The 25,983-nt window shown below is 64.3% G+C and carries 27 protein-coding genes; 15 read left to right on the top strand and 12 right to left on the bottom strand.

Features of this window, described 5'->3' with window-relative positions:
- From CFR72_RS17770 to spt, 5 genes are all read left to right on the top strand, one after another.
- On the top strand, positions 1–341 hold a 341-nt coding region (locus CFR72_RS17770), incomplete at its 5' end, for a hypothetical protein (RefSeq protein WP_208629959.1).
- A gap of 134 nt (positions 342–475) precedes the next feature.
- Positions 476–1,609 carry a sensor domain-containing protein gene (locus CFR72_RS04140; protein ID WP_110912892.1) on the top strand — a complete coding sequence of 378 codons (1,134 nt, stop codon included), beginning with the start codon at positions 476–478 and terminating at the stop codon, positions 1,607–1,609.
- 53 nt (positions 1,610–1,662) lie between these two features.
- Entirely contained in the window at positions 1,663–3,399 is a 1,737-nt protein-coding gene (locus tag CFR72_RS04145) for a fatty acyl-AMP ligase (protein ID WP_208629960.1), read from the top strand.
- 224 nt (positions 3,400–3,623) lie between these two features.
- Positions 3,624–3,875: an acyl carrier protein gene (locus CFR72_RS04150; RefSeq protein ID WP_003618505.1), complete on the top strand. Its 252-nt coding sequence runs from the start codon at positions 3,624–3,626 to the stop codon at positions 3,873–3,875.
- Positions 3,876–3,880: 5 nt separating this feature from the next.
- Positions 3,881–5,092, top strand: a complete 1,212-nt coding sequence (gene spt, locus CFR72_RS04155) for a serine palmitoyltransferase (protein ID WP_110912795.1) — start codon at positions 3,881–3,883, stop codon at positions 5,090–5,092.
- Here the strand turns inward: spt and CFR72_RS04160 are convergent.
- Both CFR72_RS04160 and CFR72_RS04165 read right to left on the bottom strand, forming a co-directional pair.
- On the bottom strand, positions 5,067–6,053 hold the full coding sequence (locus tag CFR72_RS04160; protein ID WP_110912893.1) for a hypothetical protein: 987 nt from the start codon (positions 6,051–6,053) through the stop codon (positions 5,067–5,069). The two genes, spt and CFR72_RS04160, sit on opposite strands and share 26 nt — an antisense overlap.
- 8 nt (positions 6,054–6,061) lie before the next feature.
- Positions 6,062–7,039 (bottom strand): diacylglycerol/lipid kinase family protein, encoded by a 978-nt coding sequence (locus CFR72_RS04165; RefSeq protein ID WP_110912894.1) that lies wholly within the window; start codon positions 7,037–7,039, stop codon positions 6,062–6,064.
- A 183-nt stretch (positions 7,040–7,222) separates the two neighbouring features.
- Here CFR72_RS04165 and CFR72_RS04170 point away from each other — a divergent pair, with 183 nt between their 5' ends.
- The 8 genes from CFR72_RS04170 (at position 7,223) to CFR72_RS04205 (ending at position 14,370) form a co-directional block, all read left to right on the top strand.
- Complete coding sequence (locus CFR72_RS04170; protein ID WP_110912796.1) at positions 7,223–8,137, top strand: metallophosphoesterase family protein; 915 nt, start codon at positions 7,223–7,225, stop codon at positions 8,135–8,137.
- Complete coding sequence (locus CFR72_RS04175; RefSeq protein ID WP_244182169.1) at positions 8,134–9,372, top strand: LptF/LptG family permease; 1,239 nt, start codon at positions 8,134–8,136, stop codon at positions 9,370–9,372. Before CFR72_RS04170 ends, CFR72_RS04175 begins: the two co-directional genes overlap by 4 nt.
- Complete coding sequence (locus tag CFR72_RS04180) at positions 9,369–10,487, top strand: LptF/LptG family permease (RefSeq protein ID WP_110912797.1); 1,119 nt, start codon at positions 9,369–9,371, stop codon at positions 10,485–10,487. The genes CFR72_RS04175 and CFR72_RS04180 overlap by 4 nt, the downstream gene beginning before the upstream one ends.
- Entirely contained in the window at positions 10,484–11,266 is a 783-nt protein-coding gene (locus tag CFR72_RS04185; protein ID WP_110912798.1) for a sterol desaturase family protein, read from the top strand. Before CFR72_RS04180 ends, CFR72_RS04185 begins: the two co-directional genes overlap by 4 nt.
- Entirely contained in the window at positions 11,263–12,045 is a 783-nt protein-coding gene (locus tag CFR72_RS04190; RefSeq protein ID WP_110912799.1) for a nucleotidyltransferase family protein, read from the top strand. The genes CFR72_RS04185 and CFR72_RS04190 overlap by 4 nt, the downstream gene beginning before the upstream one ends.
- Positions 12,046–12,085: 40 nt before the next feature.
- Positions 12,086–12,616, top strand: a complete 531-nt coding sequence (locus CFR72_RS04195) for an MmcB family DNA repair protein (RefSeq protein WP_320442950.1) — start codon at positions 12,086–12,088, stop codon at positions 12,614–12,616.
- A 35-nt stretch (positions 12,617–12,651) separates the two neighbouring features.
- Positions 12,652–13,440 carry an inositol monophosphatase family protein gene (locus CFR72_RS04200; RefSeq protein WP_110912801.1) on the top strand — a complete coding sequence of 263 codons (789 nt, stop codon included), beginning with the start codon at positions 12,652–12,654 and terminating at the stop codon, positions 13,438–13,440.
- 147 nt (positions 13,441–13,587) lie between these two features.
- The gene (locus CFR72_RS04205) at positions 13,588–14,370 is read left to right on the top strand and encodes a lipid-binding SYLF domain-containing protein (protein ID WP_110912896.1); all 783 of its coding nucleotides are present in this window, start codon (positions 13,588–13,590) and stop codon (positions 14,368–14,370) included.
- 117 nt (positions 14,371–14,487) lie between these two features.
- On the opposite strand, the gene mltG is transcribed toward CFR72_RS04205, so the two are convergent.
- The 10 genes from mltG to CFR72_RS04255 all read right to left on the bottom strand — a co-directional run bounded on the left by mltG (position 14,488) and on the right by CFR72_RS04255 (position 23,671).
- The gene (mltG, locus tag CFR72_RS04210; protein WP_110912802.1) at positions 14,488–15,477 is read right to left on the bottom strand and encodes an endolytic transglycosylase MltG; all 990 of its coding nucleotides are present in this window, start codon (positions 15,475–15,477) and stop codon (positions 14,488–14,490) included.
- A 51-nt stretch (positions 15,478–15,528) separates the two neighbouring features.
- Positions 15,529–16,815, bottom strand: a complete 1,287-nt coding sequence (fabF, locus tag CFR72_RS04215; protein ID WP_110912803.1) for a beta-ketoacyl-ACP synthase II — start codon at positions 16,813–16,815, stop codon at positions 15,529–15,531.
- Positions 16,816–16,887: 72 nt separating this feature from the next.
- On the bottom strand, positions 16,888–17,127 hold the full coding sequence (locus tag CFR72_RS04220) for an acyl carrier protein (RefSeq protein WP_003618476.1): 240 nt from the start codon (positions 17,125–17,127) through the stop codon (positions 16,888–16,890).
- A 272-nt stretch (positions 17,128–17,399) separates the two neighbouring features.
- Positions 17,400–18,161, bottom strand: coding sequence for a 3-oxoacyl-[acyl-carrier-protein] reductase (fabG, locus tag CFR72_RS04225; RefSeq protein WP_110912804.1), 762 nt, complete (start codon positions 18,159–18,161; stop codon positions 17,400–17,402).
- A 72-nt stretch (positions 18,162–18,233) separates the two neighbouring features.
- Positions 18,234–19,154, bottom strand: a complete 921-nt coding sequence (gene fabD / locus CFR72_RS04230; RefSeq protein WP_244182176.1) for an ACP S-malonyltransferase — start codon at positions 19,152–19,154, stop codon at positions 18,234–18,236.
- Between the two features lie 117 nt (positions 19,155–19,271).
- Positions 19,272–19,802, bottom strand: a complete 531-nt coding sequence (locus CFR72_RS04235) for a YdcF family protein (protein WP_110912805.1) — start codon at positions 19,800–19,802, stop codon at positions 19,272–19,274.
- The gene (locus CFR72_RS04240) at positions 19,799–21,058 is read right to left on the bottom strand and encodes a class I SAM-dependent methyltransferase (protein WP_110912806.1); all 1,260 of its coding nucleotides are present in this window, start codon (positions 21,056–21,058) and stop codon (positions 19,799–19,801) included. Before CFR72_RS04240 ends, CFR72_RS04235 begins: the two co-directional genes overlap by 4 nt.
- A gap of 9 nt (positions 21,059–21,067) precedes the next feature.
- On the bottom strand, positions 21,068–21,829 hold the full coding sequence (locus CFR72_RS04245; RefSeq protein ID WP_110912807.1) for a glycine betaine ABC transporter substrate-binding protein: 762 nt from the start codon (positions 21,827–21,829) through the stop codon (positions 21,068–21,070).
- Positions 21,830–21,950: 121 nt separating this feature from the next.
- Positions 21,951–22,817 carry a Dabb family protein gene (locus CFR72_RS04250; protein WP_244182170.1) on the bottom strand — a complete coding sequence of 289 codons (867 nt, stop codon included), beginning with the start codon at positions 22,815–22,817 and terminating at the stop codon, positions 21,951–21,953.
- 29 nt (positions 22,818–22,846) lie between these two features.
- Complete coding sequence (locus CFR72_RS04255; protein WP_110912808.1) at positions 22,847–23,671, bottom strand: acyl-ACP desaturase; 825 nt, start codon at positions 23,669–23,671, stop codon at positions 22,847–22,849.
- Between the two features lie 183 nt (positions 23,672–23,854).
- On the opposite strand from CFR72_RS04255, the gene sucC reads away from it, so the two are divergent.
- Together sucC and sucD are read left to right on the top strand one after the other, a co-directional pair.
- Complete coding sequence (sucC, locus tag CFR72_RS04260; RefSeq protein WP_110912809.1) at positions 23,855–25,057, top strand: ADP-forming succinate--CoA ligase subunit beta; 1,203 nt, start codon at positions 23,855–23,857, stop codon at positions 25,055–25,057.
- Positions 25,057–25,929 carry a succinate--CoA ligase subunit alpha gene (sucD, locus tag CFR72_RS04265; protein ID WP_110912810.1) on the top strand — a complete coding sequence of 291 codons (873 nt, stop codon included), beginning with the start codon at positions 25,057–25,059 and terminating at the stop codon, positions 25,927–25,929. Before sucC ends, sucD begins: the two co-directional genes overlap by 1 nt.
- Positions 25,930–25,983 lie beyond the last annotated feature (54 nt).

Here is a 25,983-nt window from a genome sequence, read left to right on the forward strand (position 1 = left end):
GTCACCCAATCCAACCGCACCTCCACCGCACCTACTTAACGCAGATACAGCAAAACGCCGCCAACATATCCCTTCCAGTCTCTATTCTATTGTCAATGACCAGGTCCGTAGCGGCTGGTGTGCCGTTCGGTGAAGCGGGTTTTACGGAGATCGCCCCCCATTGTCAACGCCTTATGCAAACCCCGAAAAAACGGCGGAAAACCGGCAAACTCGTACCAAAAACTCCCATTCCCGGCACCATCCCCCGAAAAAAAAAGCAAAAAAAAGAGGAGGAGGCTCACGCCTCCCCCTCTCCCTTGCAGCTTACGCCACCAGCACGTCAGTCCGCGTCAACCGCGTGACCGTCAATCGGCGCCCTTATGTTGGGACATGATCAATGACAGGACACCCGGAACTTGTCTTTGTGCAGGCCTGTCCTCATACGTAAGGGGCTTTGCATCCCGCATCGCAATGACACAAATGGTCTGGATTGAACGTGCAGCGCGTTATTTTCCCTTATATTGGACATCCGCATCAGGAGTTCCATTCCCTTCCCATCGCAATGGAAATGGCCGCCCGCCACCCCGATGTCGAAGTCCATCTGGCAAGCCTGACGGAAAAACGCGAAGCGCACCTGCAATATCTGGCCAGCTTTTACCCAGAGGCACGGGTCCGATACGAACTGCTGAAACTGCCGCCCTTCATCCGCCGGCTGATCGACAGGCGCGGTCCGCAACCTGCAGACAAGATACTGGCCCTGTTTTTAAACAAAGAATATTTCCGAAAGTTTCAGGCAATCGTCGTTCCCGAACGCACCAGCCTGTATCTGCGCCGCATGGGCGTGCGGGAGCCCAAACTCGTCTGGACGCGGCATGGCGCGGGCGATCGGGCGGTCGGTTTTGCCAAGGATGTCCGGCACTTCGACTATATCCTGATGGCTGGCCACAAGGTGGAGCAGCGCCTGATGGCACAGGGCAGCCTGCGTCCCGGCCATTATAAAAATGGAATTTATGCAAAATTCGATCTGGTGCAGCGCATGAATATTCATCGCGACAGACTGTTTCAGAATGACCGCCCCACCGTCCTGTATAACCCGCATTTCAGCCGCCACTTGTCATCATTCCCAAAATTCGGCATTCAGATACTCGATTATTTTGCGCGACAGCAGAAATACAATCTGGTTTTCGCTCCGCACTACAGGTTGTTCGACAGCCATCGTACCCAGGCACAACGGCTGTTCCATCCGTACCGAAACTGCGGACATATGTTGTTTGATCCAGGTAGCGAGAAGAGCATCGACATGACCTATACCATGGGGTCTGACCTATATATGGGCGACGTCAGCAGTCAGGTCGCGGAATTCCTGACTACGCCGCGTCCGTGCCTGTTCCTGGATGCGCATGCGACCCACTGGCGCGACAACCCGAACTACACAAGCTGGTCCCTGGGGAACGTGATCCATTCCGTCGCGGATCTTGGCCATGAAATCGACAGGGCATTTACAATGCAGACCCAATTCCTAGACCGGCAGAAATCGTATATACATGACACGTTCGGCCATGCCGTGCCGGGGCCGAGCGCCGCAACTGCCGCGAATTCAATCATTGACTTTCTAAGGTCAAATGATTGATGACCGCGTTTTCTTCATTCCAAGTCCTGCCCGTGGAAGTCACATTACCGGAAATGACACGTCTCCCGACCCCTACAGATTCTGGCCAGCCGCGACGCTACGGCGATTTCGACACGTTCCTGCAGGCGCTCGATTACGCCGCGGAAGGCGAAAGTGGCTTCAATATCTACTCGGGCCGGGGTGAACTGCTGGAGGCTCTGCCCTACCGCACCCTGCGCGAACAGGCGCGCGAGGTTGCGCAGCGCCTGCTGTCGCTCGGGCTGCAACCCGGTGAGCGCGTGGCGATCGTCGCGGAAAGCGATGGGGATTTCGCGCGCATCTTCTTCGGCTGCCAGTATGCCGGCCTGATTCCCGCCCCCCTTCCCCTGCCCGTCGCCTTCGGTGGGCGCGAGGGGTATGTGGCGACCCTGCGCGGCATGGTCAAAAGCGCGGATGCCTCGGCACTGGTCATCGCCTCCATCATCGCATCGTGGAAAGATGACCTGATCGAGGGGCTGGACCTGCGCTTTGCCGGTGTCCCCGAAGACCTGCTGGCCACGCCGATTACCGTGACCGACCTGCCTGAAGTCGGGCCGGACGACATTTCCTACCTGCAGTTTTCTTCCGGCAGCACGCGTTTTCCCATGGGGATCGCGGTGACACAGCGGTCGGGCATGGCGAATGCGCATGCCATCGCCCTCAACGGCCTGAAGGTCCGTGAAAAAGGCGACCGCTGCGTCTCGTGGCTGCCGCTGTATCATGACATGGGGCTGGTCGGATTCTTCCTCACCCCCATGACGTGCCAACTGAGTGTGGACCTGCTGCCGACGCGTGAATTCGCACGCCGCCCGCATGTCTGGCTGGACCTGATCAGCCGTAACCGTGGCACGATTTCCTACAGCCCGTCCTTCGGATATGAACTGTGCGCGCGCCGGGCGACGTCCATCTCGCTCGACCTGTCGTGCTGGCGGGTCGCGGGGATTGGTGGCGACATGATCCGCTATCATATCCTTGAGGACTTTGCCGAACGCTTCGCCGCTTCCGGCTTTGACAGCCACGCCTTTACCGCCAGCTACGGCATGGCGGAAACGACGCTGGCCATCAGCTTCGTGCCGCTTGGCTCTGGCATCCAGACCGATACGATCGACCTGCGCATCCTCGAGACGCAGGCCATCGCCTCGCCTTCCAATGATCCGTCGCAGATGCTGCGCACGTTCGTCATCTGCGGCGAAGTCCTGCCCGGCCATGAGCTTGAGGTCCGCGACAGCGAAGGCAGGGTCGTGAAGGACCGGCAACTGGGGACGATTTTCGTGCGCGGCCCCAGCCTGATGCAGGGCTATTTCCGCCAGCCGCAGGAAACCGCCAAGGTGGTCGATGCGGATGGGTGGCTCAATACGGGGGATCTTGGCTACATGCTCGATGGGCAGGTGGTCATCACCGGTCGCGCCAAGGACCTGATCATCATTAACGGCCGCAACATCTGGCCGCAGGACCTTGAATGGTCGGCGGAGACGGAAATCGCCTCCCTGCGCAGCCGTGACGTCGCGGTCTTCTCCGTCGATGAAAGCGAGGGGGAAAAGATCGTGGCCCTGGTCCAGTGCCGCGCCACCACCCCCGAAGCGCGCGAGGCCCTGCGCAACGACACCGCCAGCCTGTTCCGGCGCCAGCACGGGGTTGATGTGTCGGTCATCCTTGTGCCCCCCCACACGCTGCCCCAGACGTCTTCGGGCAAGCTGACGCGCGCCCGGGCGAAGGCGATGCTGCTGTCGGGTGCGTTCAAGCCGATCGATACCAGCATTTCCGTGGCCTGATCCCACCGGCCCCTGTCCGTTCCCGTCATGCGGCGGGAACGGATGTACTGCTGGCAGGTTAAAGCGGCACTGGTCAAAATACCGTTTTTCAATCATAAGGGGGTCCTTCATGGGGGGACACCATCAGGCGCGCCCCCTGTTCCGGAAAACCCCGGACTCTGGCAACGACACGCTGACCCCCTTTTCGGTGATATCCGGCAGGGTCATGCCATAAGGATGTAATAATGAGTGAAACGGTAGCGGACGTCTCGGCCATCATTGTGCAGACACTGCTGGCGAACCCCAAGGTTCCCCGTGACATCAATGGCGGCAGCAAGATCGTCGAGGATCTGGCGTTCGATTCACTGGCCGTCATGAACTTCGTCATGGAGATCGAGGACAAGCTTGACGTCTCCGTCCCCCTCGACCGGCTGGCGGATATCCGCACGATCGACGATCTTGCCGCCTGCATCGTCTCCCTCAAGCAGGCGTCCTGACCGGCATGTCCATTTTTTCGAAATATGAGGGGCTGTCACGTTCGCTTTCCGCCGTGACCGCCGAAGGTGGGCGCAACCCGTTCGACGTGGTGATCGAACGGCCGATTTCCTCGACGGTCGGGCTGATCGAAGGGCGCGAGACCCTTCTGTTCGGCACCAACAACTACCTTGGCCTCAGCCAGTCGCCCGCCGCGATCGAGGCCGCCGTGGAGGCCGCGCGCAAATATGGCGTCGGCACGACCGGTTCGCGCATCGCCAACGGCACGCAGGGCCTGCACCGGCAGCTTGAAGCCCGGCTGGCGGCATTTTTCCACCGTCGCCACTGCATGGTGTTCTCCACGGGGTATCAGGCCAACCTTGGCACGATTTCCGCGCTGGCGGGCAAGGACGACTACCTGCTGCTCGATGCCGACAGCCATGCCAGCATCTATGACGGCAGCCGCCTGGGCCATGCGCAGGTCATCCGTTTCCGCCACAACGACGCCGACGACCTGCGCAAGCGTCTGCGGCGCCTTGATGGCACCCCCGGCGCGAAGCTGATCGTGGTGGAGGGGATCTATTCCATGATGGGCGACGTCGTGCCGATGGCGGAATTCGCGCAGGTCAAGCGCGAAACCGGCGCATGGCTGCTGGCGGACGAGGCCCATTCCGTGGGCGTCATGGGCGAGCACGGGCGCGGCGTGGCCGAGGCCGACGGGGTGGAAGACGACATCGATTTCGTTGTCGGCACCTTCTCCAAGAGCCTTGGGACGGTTGGTGGCTACTGCGTTTCCAACCATGACGGGCTGAACCTGATCCGGCTGTGTTCACGTCCCTACATGTTCACCGCGTCCCTGCCACCGGAAGTCATCGCGGCCACCATGGCGGCGCTGGACGAACTGGAAAACCGGCCCGAACTGCGCCACCAGTTGATGGACAACGCCCGTCGCCTGCATGCCGGGCTGAACGCTGCCGGCCTGCGCACTGGGCCGCAGGCCAGTCCGGTCGTCTCCGTCATCCTTGATGATGTGGAACAGGCCGTCGCCTTCTGGAACCGGCTGCTCGACCTTGGCGTTTATGTCAATCTCAGCCTGCCGCCCGCAACACCGGACCAGCACCCGCTACTGCGCACCTCCGTCATGGCGACGCACACGCCGGCACAGGTGGATCAGGCCGTCAGTGTGTTCGCTGCGGTTGCAGGCGAACTCGGCATCAATCGCGCCCCTGTTTCCGCCTGAAATACCCTGCCTGCCGCAGCGACCATAACAGGCGCGGCAGGCAGATCAGCGGATGACGTTCGGCAAAGGGCGACAGCGGCAGGTCAATGCCGGAATGGCGCTTGATCTTCCATGCGATATAGCGCGCGCCCCCGGCGAAGGTGAATGCGCCCTTGGTCAGGCGGGCGATATTCAGCGGCTGCCCCATCCTGCGGCGCAGCCACCAGCCATCGCGCATGTCCTTGCGCCATGCGGCATCGACCGTCGGTTCCAGCACGTCCCCATGCTCCACGAAAGGCAGCCCGTCGGCCCGCCATGCCGCAGCCAGCAGCGCACGGTAACGCGCCTCGTGCCCCTGCACGATGGCACGCGGACGCTTGCGGCTGCTCTCGACCCGCAGTTCCGCGCCATAGGTATTTGAAAACAGCGCGTTCCAGAATTCTTCGGCCGTGCCCTGCCGGGGCCCCAGCGCCATGGCCCAGCGCGCGGCCATTGCCACCGCACGGATCAGGCAGCCAAGGATGGCGTCGGCCGCCTGCGCATCACGCACCCAGACCAGGCGCACGGGCTGGCAGAAGCGTGCCCATATGGTGGTGTCCAGCGTCCTGCGGCCGGTCATGTGGCGGAACTGCTCCAGCGTCAGGATCGCGACCTTCGCGCGCACCATCCGCCCGTCCACGTGGCGTTCGTGATATTCAACGTTGGGGGACAGCAGCCTGTTGGCCGTGCGCGCCCAGCCACCTGCGGGCCAGTCCGGCAGGCGTTCGACGATGATGTAGAAATCCAGCACCCCATCCAGGTCCGGCTGCCGCAGGGCGGAGCCATAGAACAGCACCCCGAGCGGGCGCGACGGACCGACCATGTCCGCGACAAAGGACGTGACGGCAGGAGGCACAGGCTGAACCAGTTCGGAGACCAGCAGGTGCGCGATCCCGCCTGCCGCACTGGCATCGGGGACAGGGTTCAGCGGGTGCGGGGCCATCTTCTCCCTCACGCCTGGATGAAATCGATGGGCGGCGTGACCGACAGGTAGGTCACGCCATCGGGGCCGGAATCCAGCACTTCGCCATCGAGCACGAAATCCTCCTTCATCTCCAGCCGGATCCGCCGGGCGCAGCCACTGTCATAGGCCGCATTGCGCCGCAGCCATGCGGGCACACGCCCGCGCAGCAGTGACAGCACCGCCCCCGTCAGGCGTGGCGGCATCCCCGCCACGTCGAGGTACCAGATGCCATCGTCATGCGAATCGTGCCCCTGCCAGAACGGCCACACGCCATGCGGCAGTTTCTGCAGGGTCGTCGCAAGGAACAGGAAACATGACCCGGCGCGCCGTGGCGCATCCTCCACCGTAAGCGCGACCCTGTCGCCCTGCATCCATTCCTGCCGGAAACGCCGCGACAGCAGATGCGCGATGGAGGAGCACAACGTCATGATCACCGCCATTTCATGCGAATACCGATCGAGAATCGCAGGCTGGTGCGCCAGTTCGATGCCCCGCCGGAAGGCGGCCCCGCCATGGAACATGCCGACGACGGGGGAACGTTGCGGATCGCTCCAACTGACGACAAGGCCACGGCGGCGGCGGATGTTGCGCCGCATGTCGCCACCCGCCGCAAGGCGGTTGAGCCGTGACAGCGCCTCCATCCCGCGCAGCCCGAATCCCACATCCCCCGCGATCAGGTTCGTATTCCCCGAAGGCAGGATCGCGATCGCGGGCAGGTTGTCCGGGCTGTAATGACGATGCACCGCGCTCAGCACATCACTCAGCGTACCGTCGCCGCCATCCACCACGATGCACTGCACATTGCGCCGCGCAAGGTCGGCCACGGCGCGCACCAGTTCGTCAGGTGCCTTGGTGGTCAGGAAATCATCCCCCAGCAACCGCCGCGCCATCATGCTGTATTGTTCGTTCCCGCTTCGATTCCGCCGACTGCGCGGATTATGGATAATGACGAAGCGTGGTGTCACGGACGGTCCCAATCGTTTAGAAATTTGACGTACGGGTCATAAGCAACCATCTGCCTCTTATTGCAAGCCAGGAAAACCCGCTTATCTCGACATATGGCCCGTCGGGATGGTGTGATCCATACATGACGAAGCCAGCAGACAAGCCGTCTGGCGCATCCAGATGCATCCGGGGGAAAGTGCCTTTTGACCGATATTCTCATTGCACATGCCTCCGATCTGCATCTGACACTCGACACCCTGCGCATCCGGGCGCGTGACCTGCTGAACAAACGCGCCCTGAGTTACCTGTCATGGCAGCGCCGGCGACTGATACACCGTACGGACGTCCTGCGGCGCGTGATGGCGGACATTGCGGCCCATGATGTTGACATGCTGGCGCTGACGGGGGACCTGACCAACCTTGGCCTGCCCGATGAATGCGCGCAGGCGGCACGCTGGCTGTCGGAACTGCCGATGCCGGTTACGGTGGTCCCCGGCAACCACGATGCACTCGTCAGCCACGACTGGCACCAGACCATCGGCAGGTGGGCCCCGTGGATGGGTCCCCTGCCATTTCCCTTTGTCCGCCGGGTGGGGCCTGTTGCCCTGATCGGCATCAATTCCGCCCATCCCACCCCCTGTTTCCAGGCATATGGCGATATTGGCGCGCGCCAGGCCGCACGGCTTGCGGATGTGCTGGAGGAAACCGGCCGGCAGGGGCTGTGCCGTGTGGTCATGATCCACCACCCGCCCCTGGCCCGCCTGACACCGCGGCGCAAGTCCCTGCGCGATGCGGACAGGTTTGCCGCCTGCATCGCACGCCATGGGGCGGAACTGGTCCTGCACGGGCATACCCATGTCTCCACCCTTGCGACCCTGCCCGCGCCCGGTGGCCCGGTGCCCGTCGCGGGCGTGGCGTCCGCATCCGCGCAATCGTCAGACCCGGCGCGCGCGGCATCATGGAACCTGGTGCATATCTCCCCCCTTGATGGGGGATACCGCACTGAAATCACACGCAGGATCATGCTGCCCGACGGCAGGGCCGTCGCCACGCCACCGATTATTTTCACCACGGCCTCTTCATCCCCGACGCATTCGGGTATAAGCACGCCTCGATGAACCTTCCTCCGTCCATGCGCCGTGGTCTCCGGGGACTGATGCCCGGAACGCTGGATCATTACCTGCTGCAGCAGGTCATCCCGCCATTTTCCATCTCACTGGGCGTAGTGATGGCGGCGCTGCTGCTGGAACGGCTTCTGGCACTGTTCAACCTGCTGGCATCCAATGGCAGCTCGATGAAGACCTTTGTGTCGCTGCTGACGGACCTTGTGCCCCACTATCTCGGGCTGGCGCTGCCGGCGGCCATGTGCGTCAGCGTGTTTTCGGTCATCCGGCGGATGAGCCAGAACCACGAGATCGAAGCCCTGATGGCCAGTGGCGTGTCCATGTTCCGCATCGCGCGGCCCTTCATCGTCGTGGGGGCCATCCTCGGCGTGCTCAGCTTCTCGCTTTATGGGTTCATACAGCCTTATGCCCGCTACAATTACCGCTCGGCACTGTATTTCGCCAGTCATAGTGGATGGGCCCCGCACCTGCAATCGCACATGTTCGCAGCCCCCTCGCACGACCTGATGCTGACGGCGGAAAAGGTGGATGACGCGGGATCACGGATGTTCAAGGTCTTCATCCGCGACAACAGCAACCATGACCTGACGCGCTACATCACCGCGCGCAAGGGATACCTGTATATCCCCAACAATGACGAGAAGATCCGCCTCGACCTGGTTGACGGCACCATCATCACCGACCGGCATGACAAAAGCCCGAGCGTGATCCATTTCGACCATACGACGGAACTGTTTTCCCACCACGGGCAACTCGACAAGCTGAAGGCCTACCGCACGCGCGGGCAGACGGAACGTGAACTGACGCTGCCCGAACTGTATCGCGGCATCCGCCACGGCATCGACGGGATCAAGCATTCCTATCTGGTCGCAGAACTGCATTTCCGCCTTGCGCGCACGGCGGCGATCCCGTTCATCCCCCTGCTGGCCTGTGCGCTGGCGGTCATGGCGAAGCGGCAGAAGCGCAGCATCGGCCTGCCTGTTGCGGCCATTGCGCTGGTGGGGTTCGACCATACGCTGCAGATGGGTCTCAGCCTTGTGGCGAACGTGCACATGTCGCCGCTGCTGGTGATCTGGCTGCCGACTCTGGTTTTCGGCACAGGCTGCGTCTGGGCGCTGGTCTGGCGCTGCGGGGGTCTGCGCATCCTGATGATGCCCGAACATCCCTCCAGCCAGCGTGAACTGTCGCCTGACGGCCTGCCGCGCCGCATCCAGGACGCACGCCCATGATCGGCTGGGCACGGCGCACCCTGCTGCCGGGTGGCAGCGTCCTGGTGGGATATCTGACGCGCGAACTCCTCTCCAAGGTCTTTGCCACCGCCGCCGTCATCATTGCGCTGATGGAGGTCCTGGCCCTGCTGGAGCAGGTCACGGAGATCATGAGTCGCCATCTCGGCCTGTCGGGGGTGCTGTATTACGCCGTGATCCGCCTGCCCCTGCTGTTTGGCAACGCCATGCCGCTTGCGGTGCTGATCGGGGCGCTGATCACGCTGGTGCATCTTACAAGCTCGAACGAGATTTCCATCCTGCGTGCGGCGGGCCTTTCGACGCCGGGCCTGTTCCGCCTGTTCATGCCGGCCGTGCTGGGGCTTGGGCTGCTCTGTGTCGCTGTCGATGACCAGCTTGTCCCACGCAGCGAAATCGCGCAGGCACGGTGGTGGAACAGCACCAATCCCTCCCCCAATGGGGTCTCCCGCGATGTCTTGTTCCGCACCGGCATGACGCTGGTCAATATCGGCGGCGTGGCGCATGGCGGGCGGGAACTGCATGACGTGACCGTCTATCGCCGCGAGGATGACGGCAGCCTGCAGAAGGTCATCCACCTGCCGACGGTCCGCTATTTCATCAACCGCTGGAGCGGGGTGCCCGACCACAGCCTGACGGTGCTCAGCCCCACCCGGGTGGAACAGGCCGACAATACTGATGAAACGCGCCTCGTGCTCGACTGGCCGCAGGCACTGACGCCCGATGTGCTGATGCAGCTTTCGGAAAATACGCCGCTCTCGATCTCGACGATGCTGCGTGTCCTGCGTAATGAGTTCCCGTCCAGCCAGTCCCCGGCATTTTTCATGACCGAAATACTGGGTCGTATCATGTTACCCCTGACATTTACGGTTATGCTGTTATTGGCTATTCCTGTGGTTTATATCCCTCCACGGGCCGGGACACGCAGTTGGCTGCCTGTCTGGTGCCTGGGTGCAGGTCTGGTGTTTGTCGTGTTTCAGGGGCTGTTGCGGGCTCTTGGCAATGCCGGTACGCTCCCCTCCGTGGTGGCGGTTTTTGTCGGGATCGTAATTTTCATTCTCGGCGTTGTGACAGTGCTATTGAGGATAGAAGAACGATGATTACCAGTACCCTGAAGAACACATCGATCCGGACGGGGCGCAGCTTCGACCTGGGAAAGATGAATCTTCGTCAACTGTGGATTGCCTATCTCACCTATCCGACCATCCTGCTTTATTTCGCACTGGCACTGTGCAGCTTCGGCATCATGATCCACACGTTCGTGTCATGGCTGCCGGTCGTCATCAGCATCGTGTCGGTTGTCTTCGTCTATCCGCTGGTATGGTACGCGATTCACCGCTTCATCCTGCACGGGCGGTTCCTCTATCGCCTGAAATGGACATCGGCCCTGTGGAAGCGCATCCATTTCGACCATCATCAGGATCCGCACCTGCTCGACGTCCTGTTCGGATCGCCGCTCAATACCATTCCGACCATCGCAATCGTCACCATCCCCATCGGCTTTGCCATCGGGCAGGCGGCCGGGGCGGCGGCGGCCTTTGGCGCGGGCCTGACGATCACCTGCATTTATGAATTCTTCCACTGTATCCAGCATCTTAACTACAAGCCGAAGATGGCGTGGATCCAGCGCATGAAGCAGCGTCACGTGCTGCATCACTTCCACAATGAAAACGGCAATTACGGCATCACCAGCTTCATCGCCGACCGCCTGTTCCGCAGCTATTACGTCGATGCCAAAAGCTGCACGCGCAGCCCCAGCGTCTTCAACCTCGGCTATGACCAGAACGAGGCGAAGCGCTACCCATGGGTCATGGACCTGACGGGTTCGCCGCCGCGCGACCGTCCCGATGGTGCGAATCCGAACCGGAACGCCGCATGAGCACCGATGCGGGGCTGAATGTCCTCATCCTTGCGGGGAGTCGCCGTGGCGTGCGCGACCCCATGGCGCAGGCGGCCGGCATTTCGCACAAGGCCATCCTGCCGGTCTGTGGCCGCCCGATGATCACGCGGGTCTGTGATGCCCTGATGCAGGTGCCGGGCGTCAGGCGGATCGTGATCTGTATCGACAGCCCCGACGCCGTGCGCGACGCGGTCCCCCCATCGGTGACGTTCCTCCCCGAGGCCGCGGGCCCGAGCGCCAGTGTCATGAACGCGCTTGGCGTCCTTGGTGCGCCACTGCTGGTCACTACGGCGGACCATGCCCTGCTGCGCCCCGAATGGATCAATGGTTTCATCGCCGATTCCACGCGCGCGAACTGTGACATGTCGGCGGGAATCGCGCTTGAGTCGGCCATCATGCGCGACGTGCCCGATACGAAACGCACGATGATCCGTCTGGCCGATGGTGCATTTTCGGGCTGCAACCTGTTTTTCCTGCGCACGCCCGCCGCGATGTCGGTGCTGAAACTGTGGCAGCGGCTGGAAAATGACCGCAAGCATCCGCTGCGCATGGCGCGCCTGCTGGGCTTGGGCATCCTGCTGCGATTCGTCCTGCGCCGCCTGACACGCACGGACGTGTGCGCGCGCATTGGCCAACTGACGGGTGCGCGCGTCAGCCTGATCCCCATTGATGACGGATGCGCCGCCGTGGACGTGGACAAGCCCGCCGATCTCGACCTGGTCACGCGCCTGATCGGGCGTGAGGCCCCTCCCGCATAGGGAAGAGCCGCAATACACCCTGTGACCCACGGTGTGAAACGTGCCATCAGATCTTCCCATGCGCTCCCCACAACCGGACCTGCCGACCGCCGACATACAACCCGTGATCCGGCGCGCGGTTGCATGTCTGTGCGCGCAGCATGACTGGGCCGTGCTGCATGAAATGCCCCTGCCCAACGGGCGGCGCGCGGATATCATGGCGCTGTGTCTCGCCGGGCGCCTGACCTGTATTGAGATCAAGTCCGGGCTGCCCGATTTCCGCAGTGACCTGAAATGGCCGCAATACCGTCCATGGTGTGATGCGTTCTATTTCGCGGTGCCCCATTCCTTCCCGCAGACGGTCCTGCCTGACGATGTGGGCGTGATGGTGGTGGATGTGGCTGCGGCGTCGGGATACGGGCCTGCGATCGCCGATGCGGCCATCATCCGCCCCGCCCCGATGCACAAGCTGGCCCCCGCCCGGCGACGCAGCGTGACCCACCGTTTCGCCATGCTGGCGGCGCAGCGACTGAACCGGATGGAAGATCCCGCGCTGGCCACAGTGCTGCGCACGGCGTTACGTTCTGAATGACCGGCCCCAGCGCCCCTGTAGAAAAAGGAAACACCATGTCCAATCCCATCCTCTGCCGTTTCGAGGCCGCCCGTTCGGTCGTGCGCGACGCCGCCGCCCTGGCGATGAAGATGCGCCCCGCCCCCGGCGGCCCGCAGGCCACGCAGAAGGCCGCCCAGGACTGGCTGACGGAAACGGACGGCGCGGTGGAGGCCCTGATCTCCCAGCGGATTGGCGAGCTGTTCCCCGAGGACGGGTTCCAGGGCGAGGAGGAAGGACGCACCCGCACCGGCAGCCTGCGCTGGGTGGTCGATCCGATCGACGGGACCTCCAACTACGCGCGCTGGCGCAACCGGTGGTGCATCTCGCTTGGGCTGATGGATGGGGACACCCCGGTCGCAGGCATTATCGAGGCCCCGGCCCTGCGGGAAACCTATACCGCCGTGCGCGGGCATGGCGCGTTCCTCAACGGGCAGCCGATCCATGCCTCCCCCGTGTCCGACCCGGCAACCTCCCTGATCGAGATGGGGTGGAGCAACCGCGTCGGACCCGGTGTGTTCCAGCAGAAGATCGACGCCATCCTCGGCCTTGGGGCGATGCCGCGTTCGGGCGGGTCCGGCGCCATCGCGCTGGCCGAAGTCGCCTGCGGGCGGCAGGATGGCTATCTGGAAATGAGCATCAACCTGTGGGATGTCGCCGCAGCCCTCGTCCTGCTGGAGGAAGCGGGGGCGCGTGTTTCCCCCTTCCTGCGGGATGGCGGGCTGGACGGGGATGCGACCATCCTTGCCGCCGCGCCCAATATTGCCGATGCACTGTCACGCGCAGTTGGCGTATCAATGGATTGATGGACGTCGCGCATTGACGTAACCAGCCATCATTCGGCCATGAAAACGGGTCATGTCCCCCGGCGGGACAGGCCCGCTCATGCCGCGGTCCGGCACGATCGAAAGGGAGCACAAGGCGTGCGTAACGGTTTCTTCGTCAAAAGTCTCATGGCCGCAGCCCTGCTTGCGCTGCCCTGCAATGCCGTCATGGCCGCCACCGCGACCATGGAAAAGGAACAGAACCTTGTCGATAGGGCCACGCTTGCGGTGCGGGACATCTTTTCCGGGGCGAAGTCCACCAGCAAGATCACGCGCTACCTTGCGCAGGCGCGCGGCGTGATCGTGTGCCCGTCCGTCTTTCGCATGTCCATCGCCTTTGGCGGCGGCAGCGGCGGATGTGTCCTGCTGACGCGCGATGCGCGCGGTTCATGGTCGGACCCGGCGTTCTATACCATCACCACCTCCAATTTCGGCCTGCAACTGGGCATGCAGGACGCCGAGATCATGATGTTCGTCATGACCGACAATGGCGTGCAGTCTCTGCTCGACAGTCAGTTCAAGTTCGGGGCGGATGCCGGGACATCCTTTGCCTCCTCCGGTTCGGGAATCGAGAGCGGGACGGCAGGATCGCATAACACCGACATCATGGGCGTGCAGAAATCAAAGGGCATGTTCGCAGGCGCCGCCTTGGGCGGATCAAAGCTGAAAGTCAACAGTCCGGCCAACCGCGCCTATTACAACCAGATCGTCGGGCCGGAAGACATCGTGATTTCCATGCGTGTCAACAATCCGGGGGCAGATCCCCTGCGCAGCGCACTGACCGAGGTCCTGACGGCGGCGCAGGCCAATGTTCCCACCGGTGGCACGGGCACCACGACATCCAGCAGCCAGCCTGTTGTCCAGCCTGCGCAGGCCGGAGAGGTCCACAGCCAGGACCTGCCCAGCCAGTAAGGGAAATTACCAAAAGTTTCCGGGAGCCGCCTTTTTCCAGGAAGGCGGCGTCCTTCGAAGCTTTTTGAAAAAAGCTTCCCCAAAAAACTTCCGAATGATTCTCGTTAACAGGCAGTTCTATTTGGGGGCCGATGTCTGGTGCTGCCTGAATGCGCTGACATGCCGGTTGTGATCGCCCAGACTGCTGGCGAAATCATGGCCGCCATGGCCATTGGCCACGAAATACAGCATGTCCCCATCCGCCGGATGGGCCGCCGCCTCCAGCGATGCCGCACCGGGGGAGCAGATCGGGCCGGGCGGCAGGCCTGGTATGACATAGGTATTATAGGGCGTGGGCGTGGTCAGGTCCGTATGTGACAGCGCATGCCCCAGCGGTCCGGCCCCCTGATTGATGCCATAAACCACCGTCGGGTCCGATTGCAGCCGCATTCCCTGATGCAGGCGGTTGAGGAAGACACGCGCCACCATCGGCCGTTCCTCCGCCACGGCGGTTTCACGCTCGATCATGGAGGCAAGGACCAGCAGCGCCTGCGGATCCGCAATGGCGGGATCAGGCACCCGCCCGTCCCATGCATGGGACAGCGCACGGGCCATGGCACGCTGCATGCGCTCCAGCAGCGCCGCACGCGACATTCCCCATTCATAATCATAGGTCAGGGGCATCACGCTGCCCTCCGCCGGGGGCGTAAACGTCCCGTCCAGCGCGGGCGCATCCGCCAGCAACGCCGCGATCTGCAGCGCCGAACGCCCCTCCGGAATGGTCAGGCGATGGATGACCGGCCTGCCATGACGCAGCACGAACAGGGCCTGCTGCATGGACGCATGTGCGGGAAAGGTCAGTTCAGCGGCATGAAGCGCCCCGTCAGGACGGGTCAGGCGCACCGCAATACGAAAGACGGGATGGGTCCATGCATCATCGGGAAAGACACCGGCCGCCCGGAGCGAGGCATAGGCGCTGCCTTCCCCTCCCTTGGCCACCACGACCACACGTGCGTCCGGCAACGGGCCGGGACGGGTGAACACCCACATCCCGAAACCAATACCCGCCAGCCCCGACAGAACCAGAACAAGAAAAACGATACCCAGTCCGGCCAGAACCCTACGCACGCCACCCCTTTCGTATCATCCCCCGTTACCGGGAGGTCTCAGCCCCTGTCTTCAGACACCACGCAGGATGATGCTGGCGTTTGTGCCGCCAAAGCCGAAGCTGTTGGACAGGATGGTGTCGATGCGACGTGCCTGCGCCTCATGCGCGACACGGTCGATCACGCTCTCCCGCGAGGGGTTGTCGAGGTTGAGCGTCGGCGGCGCGACATTATCGCGAATCGCAAGGATGGAGTAGATCGCCTCCACCGCGCCCGCGGCACCCAGCAGGTGCCCGATCGCCGACTTGGTGGACGACATCGCAAGCTTGCGCCCGTCATCACCGAACAGCCGTTCAACCGCCTCAAGCTCCAGGTCATCGGCCATGGTGGAGGTGCCATGCGCATTGACGTACTGGATGTCGGCCGGCGTCATGCCCGCGCTGCGCAACGCACCCTGCATGGCGCGGAAGGCACCGTCATGGCCCGCGGCGGGGGCCGTGATGTGATGGGCGTCGCCCGACATCCCGTAACCCACGACCTCGGCATAGATTTTCGCACCACGCGCCTTGGCGTGTTCGTATTCTTCCAGAACGACGATGCCCGCACCCTCGCCCATGACAAAGCCGTCACGGTCCCGGTCCCACGGGCGCGACGCCTTGGCCGGCGTATCGTTGAAATGGGTGGACAGGGCCTTGGCGGAACAGAACCCGGCAATGCCGAGTTCGCACACCGCAGCCTCGGCCCCGCCGGCCACCATGACGTCGGCATCGCCCAGCATGATCATGCGCGAGGCATCGCCAATGGCATGCACGCCGGTGGCGCAGGCCGTCACGACGGAATGGTTCGGCCCCTTGAACCCGTATTTGATGGAGACATGCCCCGAAACAAGGTTGATCAGCGCGGAAGGAATGAAGAAGGGCGACAGGCGCCGCGCGCGACCTTCCTTGACCGTGACCGATGCCTCGTAAATCGTCTGAAGACCACCGATCCCGGCGCCGATCATGACACCGGTGCGGCAGCGTTCTTCCTCGGTCTCGGGCTTCCAGCCGGAATCCTCGACCGCTTCGGTTGCTGCCACCAGTCCGAGATGGATGAAACGGTCCATCTTCTTCTGGTCCTTGACAGGAACCCAGTCGGAAAGAGTCAGGCAGTTTTCTTCGGTGGGCCCGGCCGGGACTTCGCCTGCGACCTGCGCTGGCAATCCTGACGGATCGAACGCGGAAATGCGGCCAAAGCCGTTTTCCCCCGCCACCAGACGTGACCAGTTATGTTCAATCCCCAGCCCGAGCGGACTGACGATGCCCATACCGGTCACAACAACGCGTCGCTGTTTCGACGCCAATCCGGCAGACTGTATCAACCCGACCTGCTCCCTGAATCTGACAATACCTGACTGTTTCTTTACTCAAGCCTCAAAAGCTGCAAACGCAGCTCAGGCGGCCTTCTGCTTCTCGATGTAGTCGATCGCGTCCTTGACGGTCGTGATCTTTTCCGCCGCATCTTCGGGGATCTCGACGCTGAAGGCTTCCTCGAACGCCATCACCAGTTCAACGGTGTCCAGGCTGTCGGCCCCGAGATCGTCGATGAAAGAGGCGTCCGGCGTCACCTTGCTTTCGTCAACACCGAGGTGTTCGACAACGATCTTCTTAACCTTATCGGCAATTTCGCTCATCTGTCTCTGCTTCCTGTCTGCCCCTGAAGAAACGGGCGGTTCGAAACTCATTCGTCCTGGTAACGTCCCGCAAACCGGAAACGCGAGAAAAAGCGTCCGGCCCGCTTCGGACGAAGCTGCGGGCGATTAGCACGGTTTGCGTGTCCACGCCAAGGCGATGATCGCATTTCCTTGTGCCTGCGGCGCATCATGTCGCGATGCGCCGCCCCGTTCACCCTCTCTTTTTTGCCACTTCGGCCCTGCTGTCCAGCGAAATTCTCTCCTCCCCCGCCTCAGGGCATCGCCATGCCACCATTGACGTGCAGCGTGGCCCCCGTCACCCATGCCGCCTGCGCGGAGGCGAGGTAGACCACCGCGGATGCAACGTCGTCGGGCTGGCCCATCCGGCCCAGAGGAATCGCGGAAACCAGCTTTTCCTTCTGCGCATCGGGCAGGACATCGGTCATCGCCGTCTGGATGAAGCCGGGTGCGACGACATTGACGGTCACGCCACGCGCGCCGGCTTCCTGCGCCATGGACTTGCTCATGCCGATCATGCCGGCCTTCGCGGCGGAGTAGTTCACCTGCCCCGCATTGCCCGTCACGCCCACGACGGAGGCGATGTTGATGATGCGCCCGCTGCGGCGGCGCAGCATCCCCTTGAGCGTCGCGCGCGACAGGCGGAACGGTGCCGACAGGTCCACGTCCATGACGCGGTTCCAGTCTTCGTCCTTCATGCGAATCGCAAGCGTGTCGCGCGTCAGCCCCGCATTGTTGACGAGGATGTCGAGCGGGGCGCCCGCCTTCTCCTCCGCCGTGGCGACAAGGGCGTCCGCCGCCGCCGCGTCCGACAGGTCGGCGGTGCAGACATGCAGCCGTCCCTCATCCGTGCCCGCGTCGTGCGCGATGGACGCCGCGACATCGCGCAGGACCTGCTCACGCGTGCCGGACAGGACGACACACGCCCCCTGCCCATGCAGCGCGCGTGCGATCGCACTGCCGATTCCACCCGACGCCCCGGTTACCAGCGCCACCTTTCCATCAAGCCTGAACATCTAACAGCCATTTTCCTTGCTACTTGGGATGGCGGTCCCGCTGCCTGCGGGACTGCCGCAACTGGTGCCGCCTCAGCGCGCCGCCAGGAACGCCTCGACATCGGCGGGGGTGCCGACCGAACGCGTCGCCACGTCGCCGTTGATGCGCCGCACGAGACCGGAGAGCACCTTCCCCGCCCCGATTTCGGTGAAACTGTCCACACCCATCGCCACCATCGCCTCCACGCTTTCACGCCAGCGCACGGTGCCCGTGACCTGCCGCACCAGCAGGTCGCGGATGGTGGCGGGGTCCGTCACCTTCGCCGCCGTCACATTGGCGACAACCGGGATGACGGGGGTGCGGATCTCCTCATGCGCCAGGGCTTCACGCATGGCCTGCGCCGCGGGTTCCATCATGGAGCAATGGAAAGGCGCGGACACCGGCAGCGCCAGCGCGCGCTTGACCTTGCGTGCCTTCGCAATGGCGATCGCACGTTCGATGGCCGGCATCTCGCCCGCCACGACGACCTGCCCGCCGCCATTGTCATTGGCGATCTCGATGATCTCGCGCCGGTCCGGCAGGCCTTCTTCCTTCACGACGGCCGCTTCCTCGCAGATGGCGCTCGCCTGTTCCAGGTCCACGCCAATCAGCGCCGCCATGCCACCGCGGCCCACGGGCACGGCCTTCTGCATCGCCTGCCCGCGCAGGCGCAGCAGGCGCGCCGTCTGCGTCAGGCCGAACGACCCCACCGCCGCCAGCGCCGAATATTCCCCCAAGGAGTGCCCCGCCACCAGCGCGACCTCCGTGCGCAAGTTCACCCCGCCCTCACGCTCCAGCACGCGCAGCACGGCGAGCGAGACGGACATCAGCGCGGGCTGTGTGTTTTCCGTGCGGGTCAGGTCCTCGATCGGGCCTTCAAACATCAGCTTCGACAGGTGCTGGCCCAGCGCGTCGTCAACTTCCTGGAAGACTTCGCGCGCAGGGGCGAACGCTTCGGCAAGGTCGCGTCCCATCCCGACGGACTGGCTTCCCTGGCCGGGGAAAATAAAGGCTTGCACAGGCATGGCTGTCGTGTCCCGCTCAATGTTCAAAAAAATCCCTGCGGTGATGGCGGCACGACGCACCCTCTGTCAATCGCACGATGACGCCCCGCGCCTGCCCTGCGCCAGCATCAGCAGCACATCCCACGGCAGGGCCGCGCCCTCACGCAGGCGCCAGAACCACCGCCGGGGCACCGAGCGCGCGGCCGGATGCGGCGGGGGCGGCACCCGCATGACCCGCCAGCCGGCAAGCGCCATCAATGCCATGCAGCGCGGCAGGTGATAGGCGCTCGTGGCCACGGCCACCGGCCCGTCATGCCCCATCGCATGCAGCAGTCGTGAACAGGCCCGCACCGACTCCAGCGTATCGCGCGCCGTCTCCTCGGGCAGGATATTTTCCCCGGCAATGCCAAGGTCACGCAGCATCGTGGCCATGACCGCGGCCTCCGACGGCAGCCCGTCACGCGCGGCCCCCGTGGGGATCAGCAGGGGATGTTCACATGTGCGCGCAAACGCTGCCGCCGCCTCCACCCGCAGGCGCAGGGTGCGTGACGGCGTGCCGTCCGGGCAGACACGTGCGCCAAAGAGGACAATCGGCAGGCGACCGCCATCGCCTGTCACTTCGGTGCGCGCAGCAGGACCCGGTTCAGCCCGGACAAGGTGGTGAACATCGTGCGCCAGATCGTGGCGAACCGCGCGGCGGGGATGCCCCGCGTCTCCATGATAGCGGCGAGGTCGCCCACCGTGCGCTCCCCATCGATCAGCGGCAGCAGGCCACGTGTCTGCGGCGGCACCGCGACGGGCACCACCAGCGTGCCGAACGCAAAGGGCAGCCGGTCGTCCGGCCCGATCTGCTTCGCCAGTTCGACGCCGGGGATTTCCCGCATCACCGGCACGGAATCCATGGCCATCGGGTCCGCGCGTGACACCGGGCTATCGGCACGGGTGACATAGGCCACATGCGTCGCCATGTTGCCCGCCAGGTCCTCCGCCACGGCGGCGCGGTCGCGTTCGGGCATGTCACGCAGGCGCGCACGCAGGCGCGGGTCCGCCAGCAGGAGCGCCGGGTCGTAGCGCAGCGGTTCCATCAGGCACGCAACCGACAGCCCCGCACGGTCCAGCAGGCCGAACAGCGCCATCACGTCATAGGCCCGGTCACGCGGGTTGAGCAGCAGGTCATACAGCCCCGCATCCCCGCCCGTCAGGTGATCGCCAAAATTGGTGTTCTGCCGCAGCCATGCGGTGGCCGGCAGGTGGCGCATGACGCGCCGCGCCACATCGAGCCTGCGTGCCGGCGTCTCCTCCAGCGGGGCAAGCCGCGCCAGCGCGTCCTGCACCATGTACACGCCCGTCCGGCCATAGGGCGCATAGACCATAAGCCCCATGCCCCCACCCGGCGCCAGCATCCCCGTAAGCGTAGCCAGCACCGCATCGGGGTCCGGCAGGTGGTGCAGCACGCCGCAGCAGTCGATGTAATCGAACGCCCCGAGGTCGAGCGCATCCAGTCGCGTCAGGTCCCCCGGCACGAAGCGGATGTTTTCCAGCCCCCGCGCCTGTGCCCGTTCGCGCGCGATGCGCAGGGCATGTTCCGACCGATCGACGCACACGACCTCGCCGGGACGCGCCTCACGCGACATGTGGGTGGCCAGCATGATGGCCCCGTCCCCCGTGCCACATCCCGCGACCAGCGCGCGCAGTGGCCGCGAACGCGGACGGGTCGCGCCGAACACCCAGTAATCGATTTCACGCAGGTGGCTGGGGCTGCCGATCAGCAGCCGCCGCTTTTCCTCACGCGGGTCACGCTCGGGATAGGGATAGGCCTCGTACTGTGCCGCAAGCCCCCCATCGCGCGCATCACCACCGCCGGTCGCGTCCATGGCCGGACCTCAGCGCGGCAGAAGCTTGCCGCGCTGCCATGCCTCGGCAGCGGCGTCGGCGCTCATGCCTTCCACGCGCATGGCATGGTCAAGCGCGCTGACCACCTTGTTGCCCAGCGTCAGTTCATCAAGTTCGTCGAGCATGTCGCTGTCGAGTTCCGGCCGGACGGCGCGGCGCACCAGCATGCGCGCCGTCTGCGCCGTGCCCAGCGCCCCCTTGGGGTCGGCCAGCGGCGTCAGGTTCGTGCTGCCATAATGCAGGAAGTTCGGCTGCCACAGCGCGATGATCGCCGGATCGCCGGTCCTGATCGCCTGGTCGGCATATTCCACCACGTCCTCATCGGGGCGGGCGGCGATGGTGAAGCCATGTTCCGTCAGGTTGTAGGCCGCAACCCCGTGGCGCACCCGGTCCAGCACGGACTGCGCGGTCACGATCTCACGGTTCACGTCATGACCATCGGCGGCGAGTTCGGCGATCGAGGTCAGGCCCGTCGCGGCGGAAGTGGGCAGGTACCAGCCGAATTCCGGCCGATACAGGTCGCCCAGCGGCTCCATCCCCAGCGCGGGGTCGAGGTAGGCCGCATCCACATCCGGCAGACATGCGGATACGAACAGGTCGATATCACCATTGCGCATGTGCGCCATCAGCGCCTCATGCGTGCCGGGGACATATTCGATTTCCAGTTCATAGGCTTCGAGCACGCGCGCAACGGCGGCGGCCGTGGCCTCGTGCAGTGTTTCGTCCAGGTGTCCAAGCGTGACCGATGTCATGAGAATTCTCCATTCTGGCGGGTGCGTTCCTGACAGGCGCACATGATCGACACAAGCGCGACACTCCCGAAACCCGATATGTCCATCCCCCTGCCCGCGTCATGGGCGGGGGGGGGCGTCTTCATCCCTGCTGCTGCGTCATGCCGGGGCGCGTGACCGCGGCACGGCGCGTATGCTGCACCTGACGCGAAGGCAGCGCGTAATCGAACACCAGCACCCCGATGATATAGGGTGCGGCAAATTTCTTGAACGCTTCATGCGCGTGGTCGAAATAGGCGGGATCGCTGACCACCGGCTTCCCGACGTAGTAATTGCGGTCGCCTTCGGAATTGAAGGTCACGATGAAGCCCTGCTCAAAGCCCTGGTCCACGCCCTCGCCGCTCATCTGCACGCCGGTTTCGATGCTGGCTATGACCTGCTGGCCGTTGTCACGGCGCGACACCTGGCCCAGCGCCATGAACCTGCGCACCACCTCCGCGCGCTGGGCGTCGGTAATGGTCGGCAGGAAGCGCATCAGCACGATATGGCGCACCTTGCCGGGATGGAAATCGGGCGCGGTAAAGGCGCGCAGCCCGATCTGCGCCGCCTGCAGGCGGACCGCGCGTGCCTCCTCGCCCAGTTCCGGGGCGTCGGGGCCGCCGCTTGGCAGGGGGCCGGTCGGTACTACGGACGCAGGCGGGGGCGGCGCCGCAGTGGGCTGCGGCGTGGCGACGGATGTGGCCGGGGCTGCCGGGGCTGCCGGGGCAGGCGTTGCGGTCGCCGGGACCGTTGCCGGCGCCGTCGATGCGGGCTGCGCCGCAGGGCCGGTGGCCGCCGTAGGGGTGGGGGCGACGGACGCATCGGGCGCGTCGGCGTGGGCCTGCGGGATCGTGCCCATCACCGGGACCGCAACGGACAGGACCGCACCAAGCACGAGGTGCGGGAACCTGCCCGCGACCGCCGTGCCTGCCGCCGGACCCGCCATCGTGCGCCAGTATCTTACCGTCATGCCTTCTCCGTCTCTGCGTGCCATGCGCCTCAGGTCGCCACCGTCATGCGGGCAAATCTTTTCTGCTGAAATTTCAAAAGGTAATAGAATGCGCGTGCAATCACCGCATGAAGCCTGCCATGCGGTGTCCATCCTATCGTCTTGAGGATCATGCCCGTCACCCGGTTGGTATGGCGGGGCTGATAGACCTTGAGCGCGCGCGACATATACGCCGCGATGCAGCGCCGGTGGTCATAGGGCTGCCCCGGCGCGTCGTTCGTGGTGTGGTAGGCGGAGGCAAGTTCGTCGTCCTCGCTTTCGCCCACACGGCCAAGTGCGATGCGCGCGCGCTGCCACACGCCAAGCTTCTCACGCTCCAGATAACGGTGCATGTGGTCATAGAACAGCTTGAAATGGCGGTATTCGTCGGCGGCGATCTGCTTGCACACCGCCTTGAGCACAGGCTCATCCGTCGCATCGGCCAGCGCGGTATAGAACGAGGACGTCCCGGTCTCCACCATGCAGCGCGCGATCAGTTCCCCCGTGCGCGACCCCCGGATGGAGGTATCGACATCAAGGTCCAGCCGGTAGGATTTCCGGTACCGTTCGAACGCGTCCATGTAGTTCCATGACGGATCCGCCAGCATCGCCCACCGGCCCAGCGCATCGCCATGCTGGACCTCCTCATGCGCCCAGCGGTCGGCCGCCTGTTGGAAATCGGGGTCATCCGCAAACACGTTCTTGAGATACGCGGCGTAATCGACACCGTTGCGCTCCACCACCGACGCGGCCTTGACGAGGGGGATGATCTCCGGATTTACCCGTGACGGATCAAATCCGTCCCAGTCCATCTGCTCAATGCGCCAGTGTTTCATCGCAACCCGTACTCTCGCATAAACTCCGTCAGCCCCACCGGGACATGTCATTACGCCGCACGACATGGCACATGTTTCGCCATAACGCCAAGCCTGCGTATCATGGATCGTTGTAAAACCCCGTACGGATCGTGTACGCCACATTCCGCAGACAACAAGAAAAACGACAGATTGGGTCGCAAGATGAATATTCACGAATATCAGGCCAAGGCGCTGCTGCGTTCGTTCGGCATGCCAGTGCCTGACGGTCGTGTCGCCACCTCTGCCGAAGATGCGGCGTCCGCCGCGCGCGAGCTTGCGGCACCCCTGACCGTGGTCAAGGCGCAGATCCATGCCGGCGGCCGCGGCGCGGGCCATTTCGCAGGCGCCGCCGACGACAGGGGCGGCGTACGCCTTGCCCGCAGCGCCGAGGAAGCGGGTGCCGCCGCACACGCCATGCTGGAGCACACCCTGGTCACGAAGCAGACCGGACCGCATGGCAGGATTGTGCGCAAGGTATACATCGAATCGGGTTGCGACATCGCCCGCGAACTCTACCTCTCGCTTCTGGTGGATCGCGCCAATGGCCGCATCGCCGTGGTCGCATCGTCCGAAGGCGGCATGGAGATCGAGGACGTCGCCGCCGCCCACCCCGAGCGCATCCTCAAGGCCAGCATCGACCCCGCCCTTGGCCTTTGCGATTACCAGTCGCGCGACCTTGCGGTGAAACTCGGGCTGAAGGGCCGCTCCATCCGGGCGTTCCAGAAGGTCGTGCGCGCCGCCTATGACGCGTTCTGCGGGCTGGACGCCGCCATCGTGGAGATCAATCCCCTGATCGTCACCGGGTCGGGCGACCTGCTGGCGCTGGATGCGAAGATGTCGTTCGACGACAGCGCGCTCTACCGCCACCCACACCTCGCCGAACTGCGGGACGAGGACGAGGAGGACCCGCGTGAGCGCGAGGCCGCACGGCATGGCCTCGCCTATGTCGGGCTCGACGGGTCGATCGGCTGCATGGTCAATGGCGCGGGCCTTGCGATGGCAACGATGGACATCATCAAGATGGAAGGCGAATCGCCCGCCAACTTCCTCGACGTCGGCGGCGGCGCCACGACCGAGCGCGTGGCCGCGGCCTTCCGCATCCTGATGTCCGACCCCAAGGTGCGCGGCATCCTCGTCAACATCTTTGGCGGGATCATGCGCTGCGACGTGATCGCGGAGGCCATCATCGCCGCATCACGCGACACGGGCCTGAACGTGCCGCTGGTGGTGCGCCTTGCCGGCACCAATGTGGAGCGCGGGCGCGCCCTGCTGGCCGAATCCGGCCTGACCATCATTCCCGCCGACGACCTGGGCGATGCCGCCCGCAAGATCGTCGCCGCCGTTCGCACCGCCGGAGCAGCCTGATGTCCATTCTTGTCAACAGTTCCACCAAGGTCATCACGCAGGGCTTCACCGGCGCGCAGGGCACGTTCCACACGGAACAGGCCATCGCCTATGGCACCCGCATGGTCGGCGGCGTGACCCCGGGCAAGGGGGGCGAGGTCCATCTCGGCCTGCCGGTGTTCGACACCGTGGCCGAGGCGCGTGAGGCGACCGGCGCCGATGCGTCCGTCATCTATGTCCCGCCCGCCGGCGCCGCCGATGCGATCCTGGAGGCGATAGCCGCCGAAATCCCGCTGATAGTATGCATTACCGAGGGGATACCCGTGCTGGACATGGTGCGGGTGCGCATGGCGCTGGAACGTTCGTCGAGCCTGCTGATCGGCCCGAACTGCCCCGGCATCATCACGCCGGGCGAATGCAAGATCGGGATCATGCCCGGCCCCATCCATCGGCGCGGCCATGTGGGCATCGTCTCGCGCTCCGGCACGCTGACCTACGAGGCCGTGGCCCAGACATCGGCCATCGGACAGGGGCAGAGCACCTGCGTCGGCATTGGCGGCGACCCGGTCAAGGGCATGGATTTCACCGACGTGCTGGAACGCCTGATCGCGGATCCCGACACCCATTCGATCGTCATGATCGGGGAAATCGGCGGCACCTCGGAAATCGAGGGCGCGGAACTGATCCGTGCCAGCGGCACGAAGAAGCCGGTCGTGGGCTTCATCGCCGGGGCGACCGCGCCGCCGGGCCGCCGCATGGGCCATGCGGGCGCGGTCATCACGGGCGGCCATGAAACCGCCGCCGCCAAGATCGAGGCCATGCGTGACGCCGGCATCCATGTCAGCGCAAGCCCGGCCGAACTGGGCACCACGCTGGCGCGCATCCTGGGCTGAAGCCCGGCATCGGGGGGACGCATGGACGTTCCCCCGTACATCCCCGCCGGGGCC

Source organism: Gluconacetobacter entanii (genome assembly GCF_003206495.1).
In the GTDB taxonomy this organism is placed as follows: domain Bacteria; phylum Pseudomonadota; class Alphaproteobacteria; order Acetobacterales; family Acetobacteraceae; genus Novacetimonas; species Novacetimonas entanii.

Excerpts from the sequence above, each read along its gene's own strand:
- CFR72_RS04200 (WP_110912801.1), top strand. The coding sequence starts at position 12,652 with ATGTCCAATCCCATCCTCTGCCGTTTCGAGGCCGCCCGTTCGGTCGTG.
- sucD (WP_110912810.1), top strand. The coding sequence starts at position 25,057 with ATGTCCATTCTTGTCAACAGTTCCACCAAGGTCATCACGCAGGGCTTC.
- CFR72_RS04245 (WP_110912807.1), bottom strand. The coding sequence starts at position 21,829 with ATGACATCGGTCACGCTTGGACACCTGGACGAAACACTGCACGAGGCC.
- CFR72_RS04180 (WP_110912797.1), top strand. The coding sequence starts at position 9,369 with ATGATCGGCTGGGCACGGCGCACCCTGCTGCCGGGTGGCAGCGTCCTG.
- CFR72_RS04205 (WP_110912896.1), top strand. The coding sequence starts at position 13,588 with ATGGCCGCAGCCCTGCTTGCGCTGCCCTGCAATGCCGTCATGGCCGCC.
- CFR72_RS04175 (WP_244182169.1), top strand. The coding sequence starts at position 8,134 with ATGAACCTTCCTCCGTCCATGCGCCGTGGTCTCCGGGGACTGATGCCC.
- CFR72_RS04190 (WP_110912799.1), top strand. The coding sequence starts at position 11,263 with ATGAGCACCGATGCGGGGCTGAATGTCCTCATCCTTGCGGGGAGTCGC.
- CFR72_RS04250 (WP_244182170.1), bottom strand. The coding sequence starts at position 22,817 with ATGACGGTAAGATACTGGCGCACGATGGCGGGTCCGGCGGCAGGCACG.
- spt (WP_110912795.1), top strand. The coding sequence starts at position 3,881 with ATGTCCATTTTTTCGAAATATGAGGGGCTGTCACGTTCGCTTTCCGCC.
- CFR72_RS04255 (WP_110912808.1), bottom strand. The coding sequence starts at position 23,671 with ATGAAACACTGGCGCATTGAGCAGATGGACTGGGACGGATTTGATCCG.
- sucC (WP_110912809.1), top strand. The coding sequence starts at position 23,855 with ATGAATATTCACGAATATCAGGCCAAGGCGCTGCTGCGTTCGTTCGGC.
- CFR72_RS04220 (WP_003618476.1), bottom strand. The coding sequence starts at position 17,127 with ATGAGCGAAATTGCCGATAAGGTTAAGAAGATCGTTGTCGAACACCTC.
- CFR72_RS04150 (WP_003618505.1), top strand. The coding sequence starts at position 3,624 with ATGAGTGAAACGGTAGCGGACGTCTCGGCCATCATTGTGCAGACACTG.
- fabD (WP_244182176.1), bottom strand. The coding sequence starts at position 19,154 with ATGGGACGCGACCTTGCCGAAGCGTTCGCCCCTGCGCGCGAAGTCTTC.
- fabG (WP_110912804.1), bottom strand. The coding sequence starts at position 18,161 with ATGTTCAGGCTTGATGGAAAGGTGGCGCTGGTAACCGGGGCGTCGGGT.
- CFR72_RS04160 (WP_110912893.1), bottom strand. The coding sequence starts at position 6,053 with ATGGCCCCGCACCCGCTGAACCCTGTCCCCGATGCCAGTGCGGCAGGC.
- CFR72_RS04145 (WP_208629960.1), top strand. The coding sequence starts at position 1,663 with ATGACACGTCTCCCGACCCCTACAGATTCTGGCCAGCCGCGACGCTAC.
- CFR72_RS04240 (WP_110912806.1), bottom strand. The coding sequence starts at position 21,058 with ATGGACGCGACCGGCGGTGGTGATGCGCGCGATGGGGGGCTTGCGGCA.
- CFR72_RS04185 (WP_110912798.1), top strand. The coding sequence starts at position 10,484 with ATGATTACCAGTACCCTGAAGAACACATCGATCCGGACGGGGCGCAGC.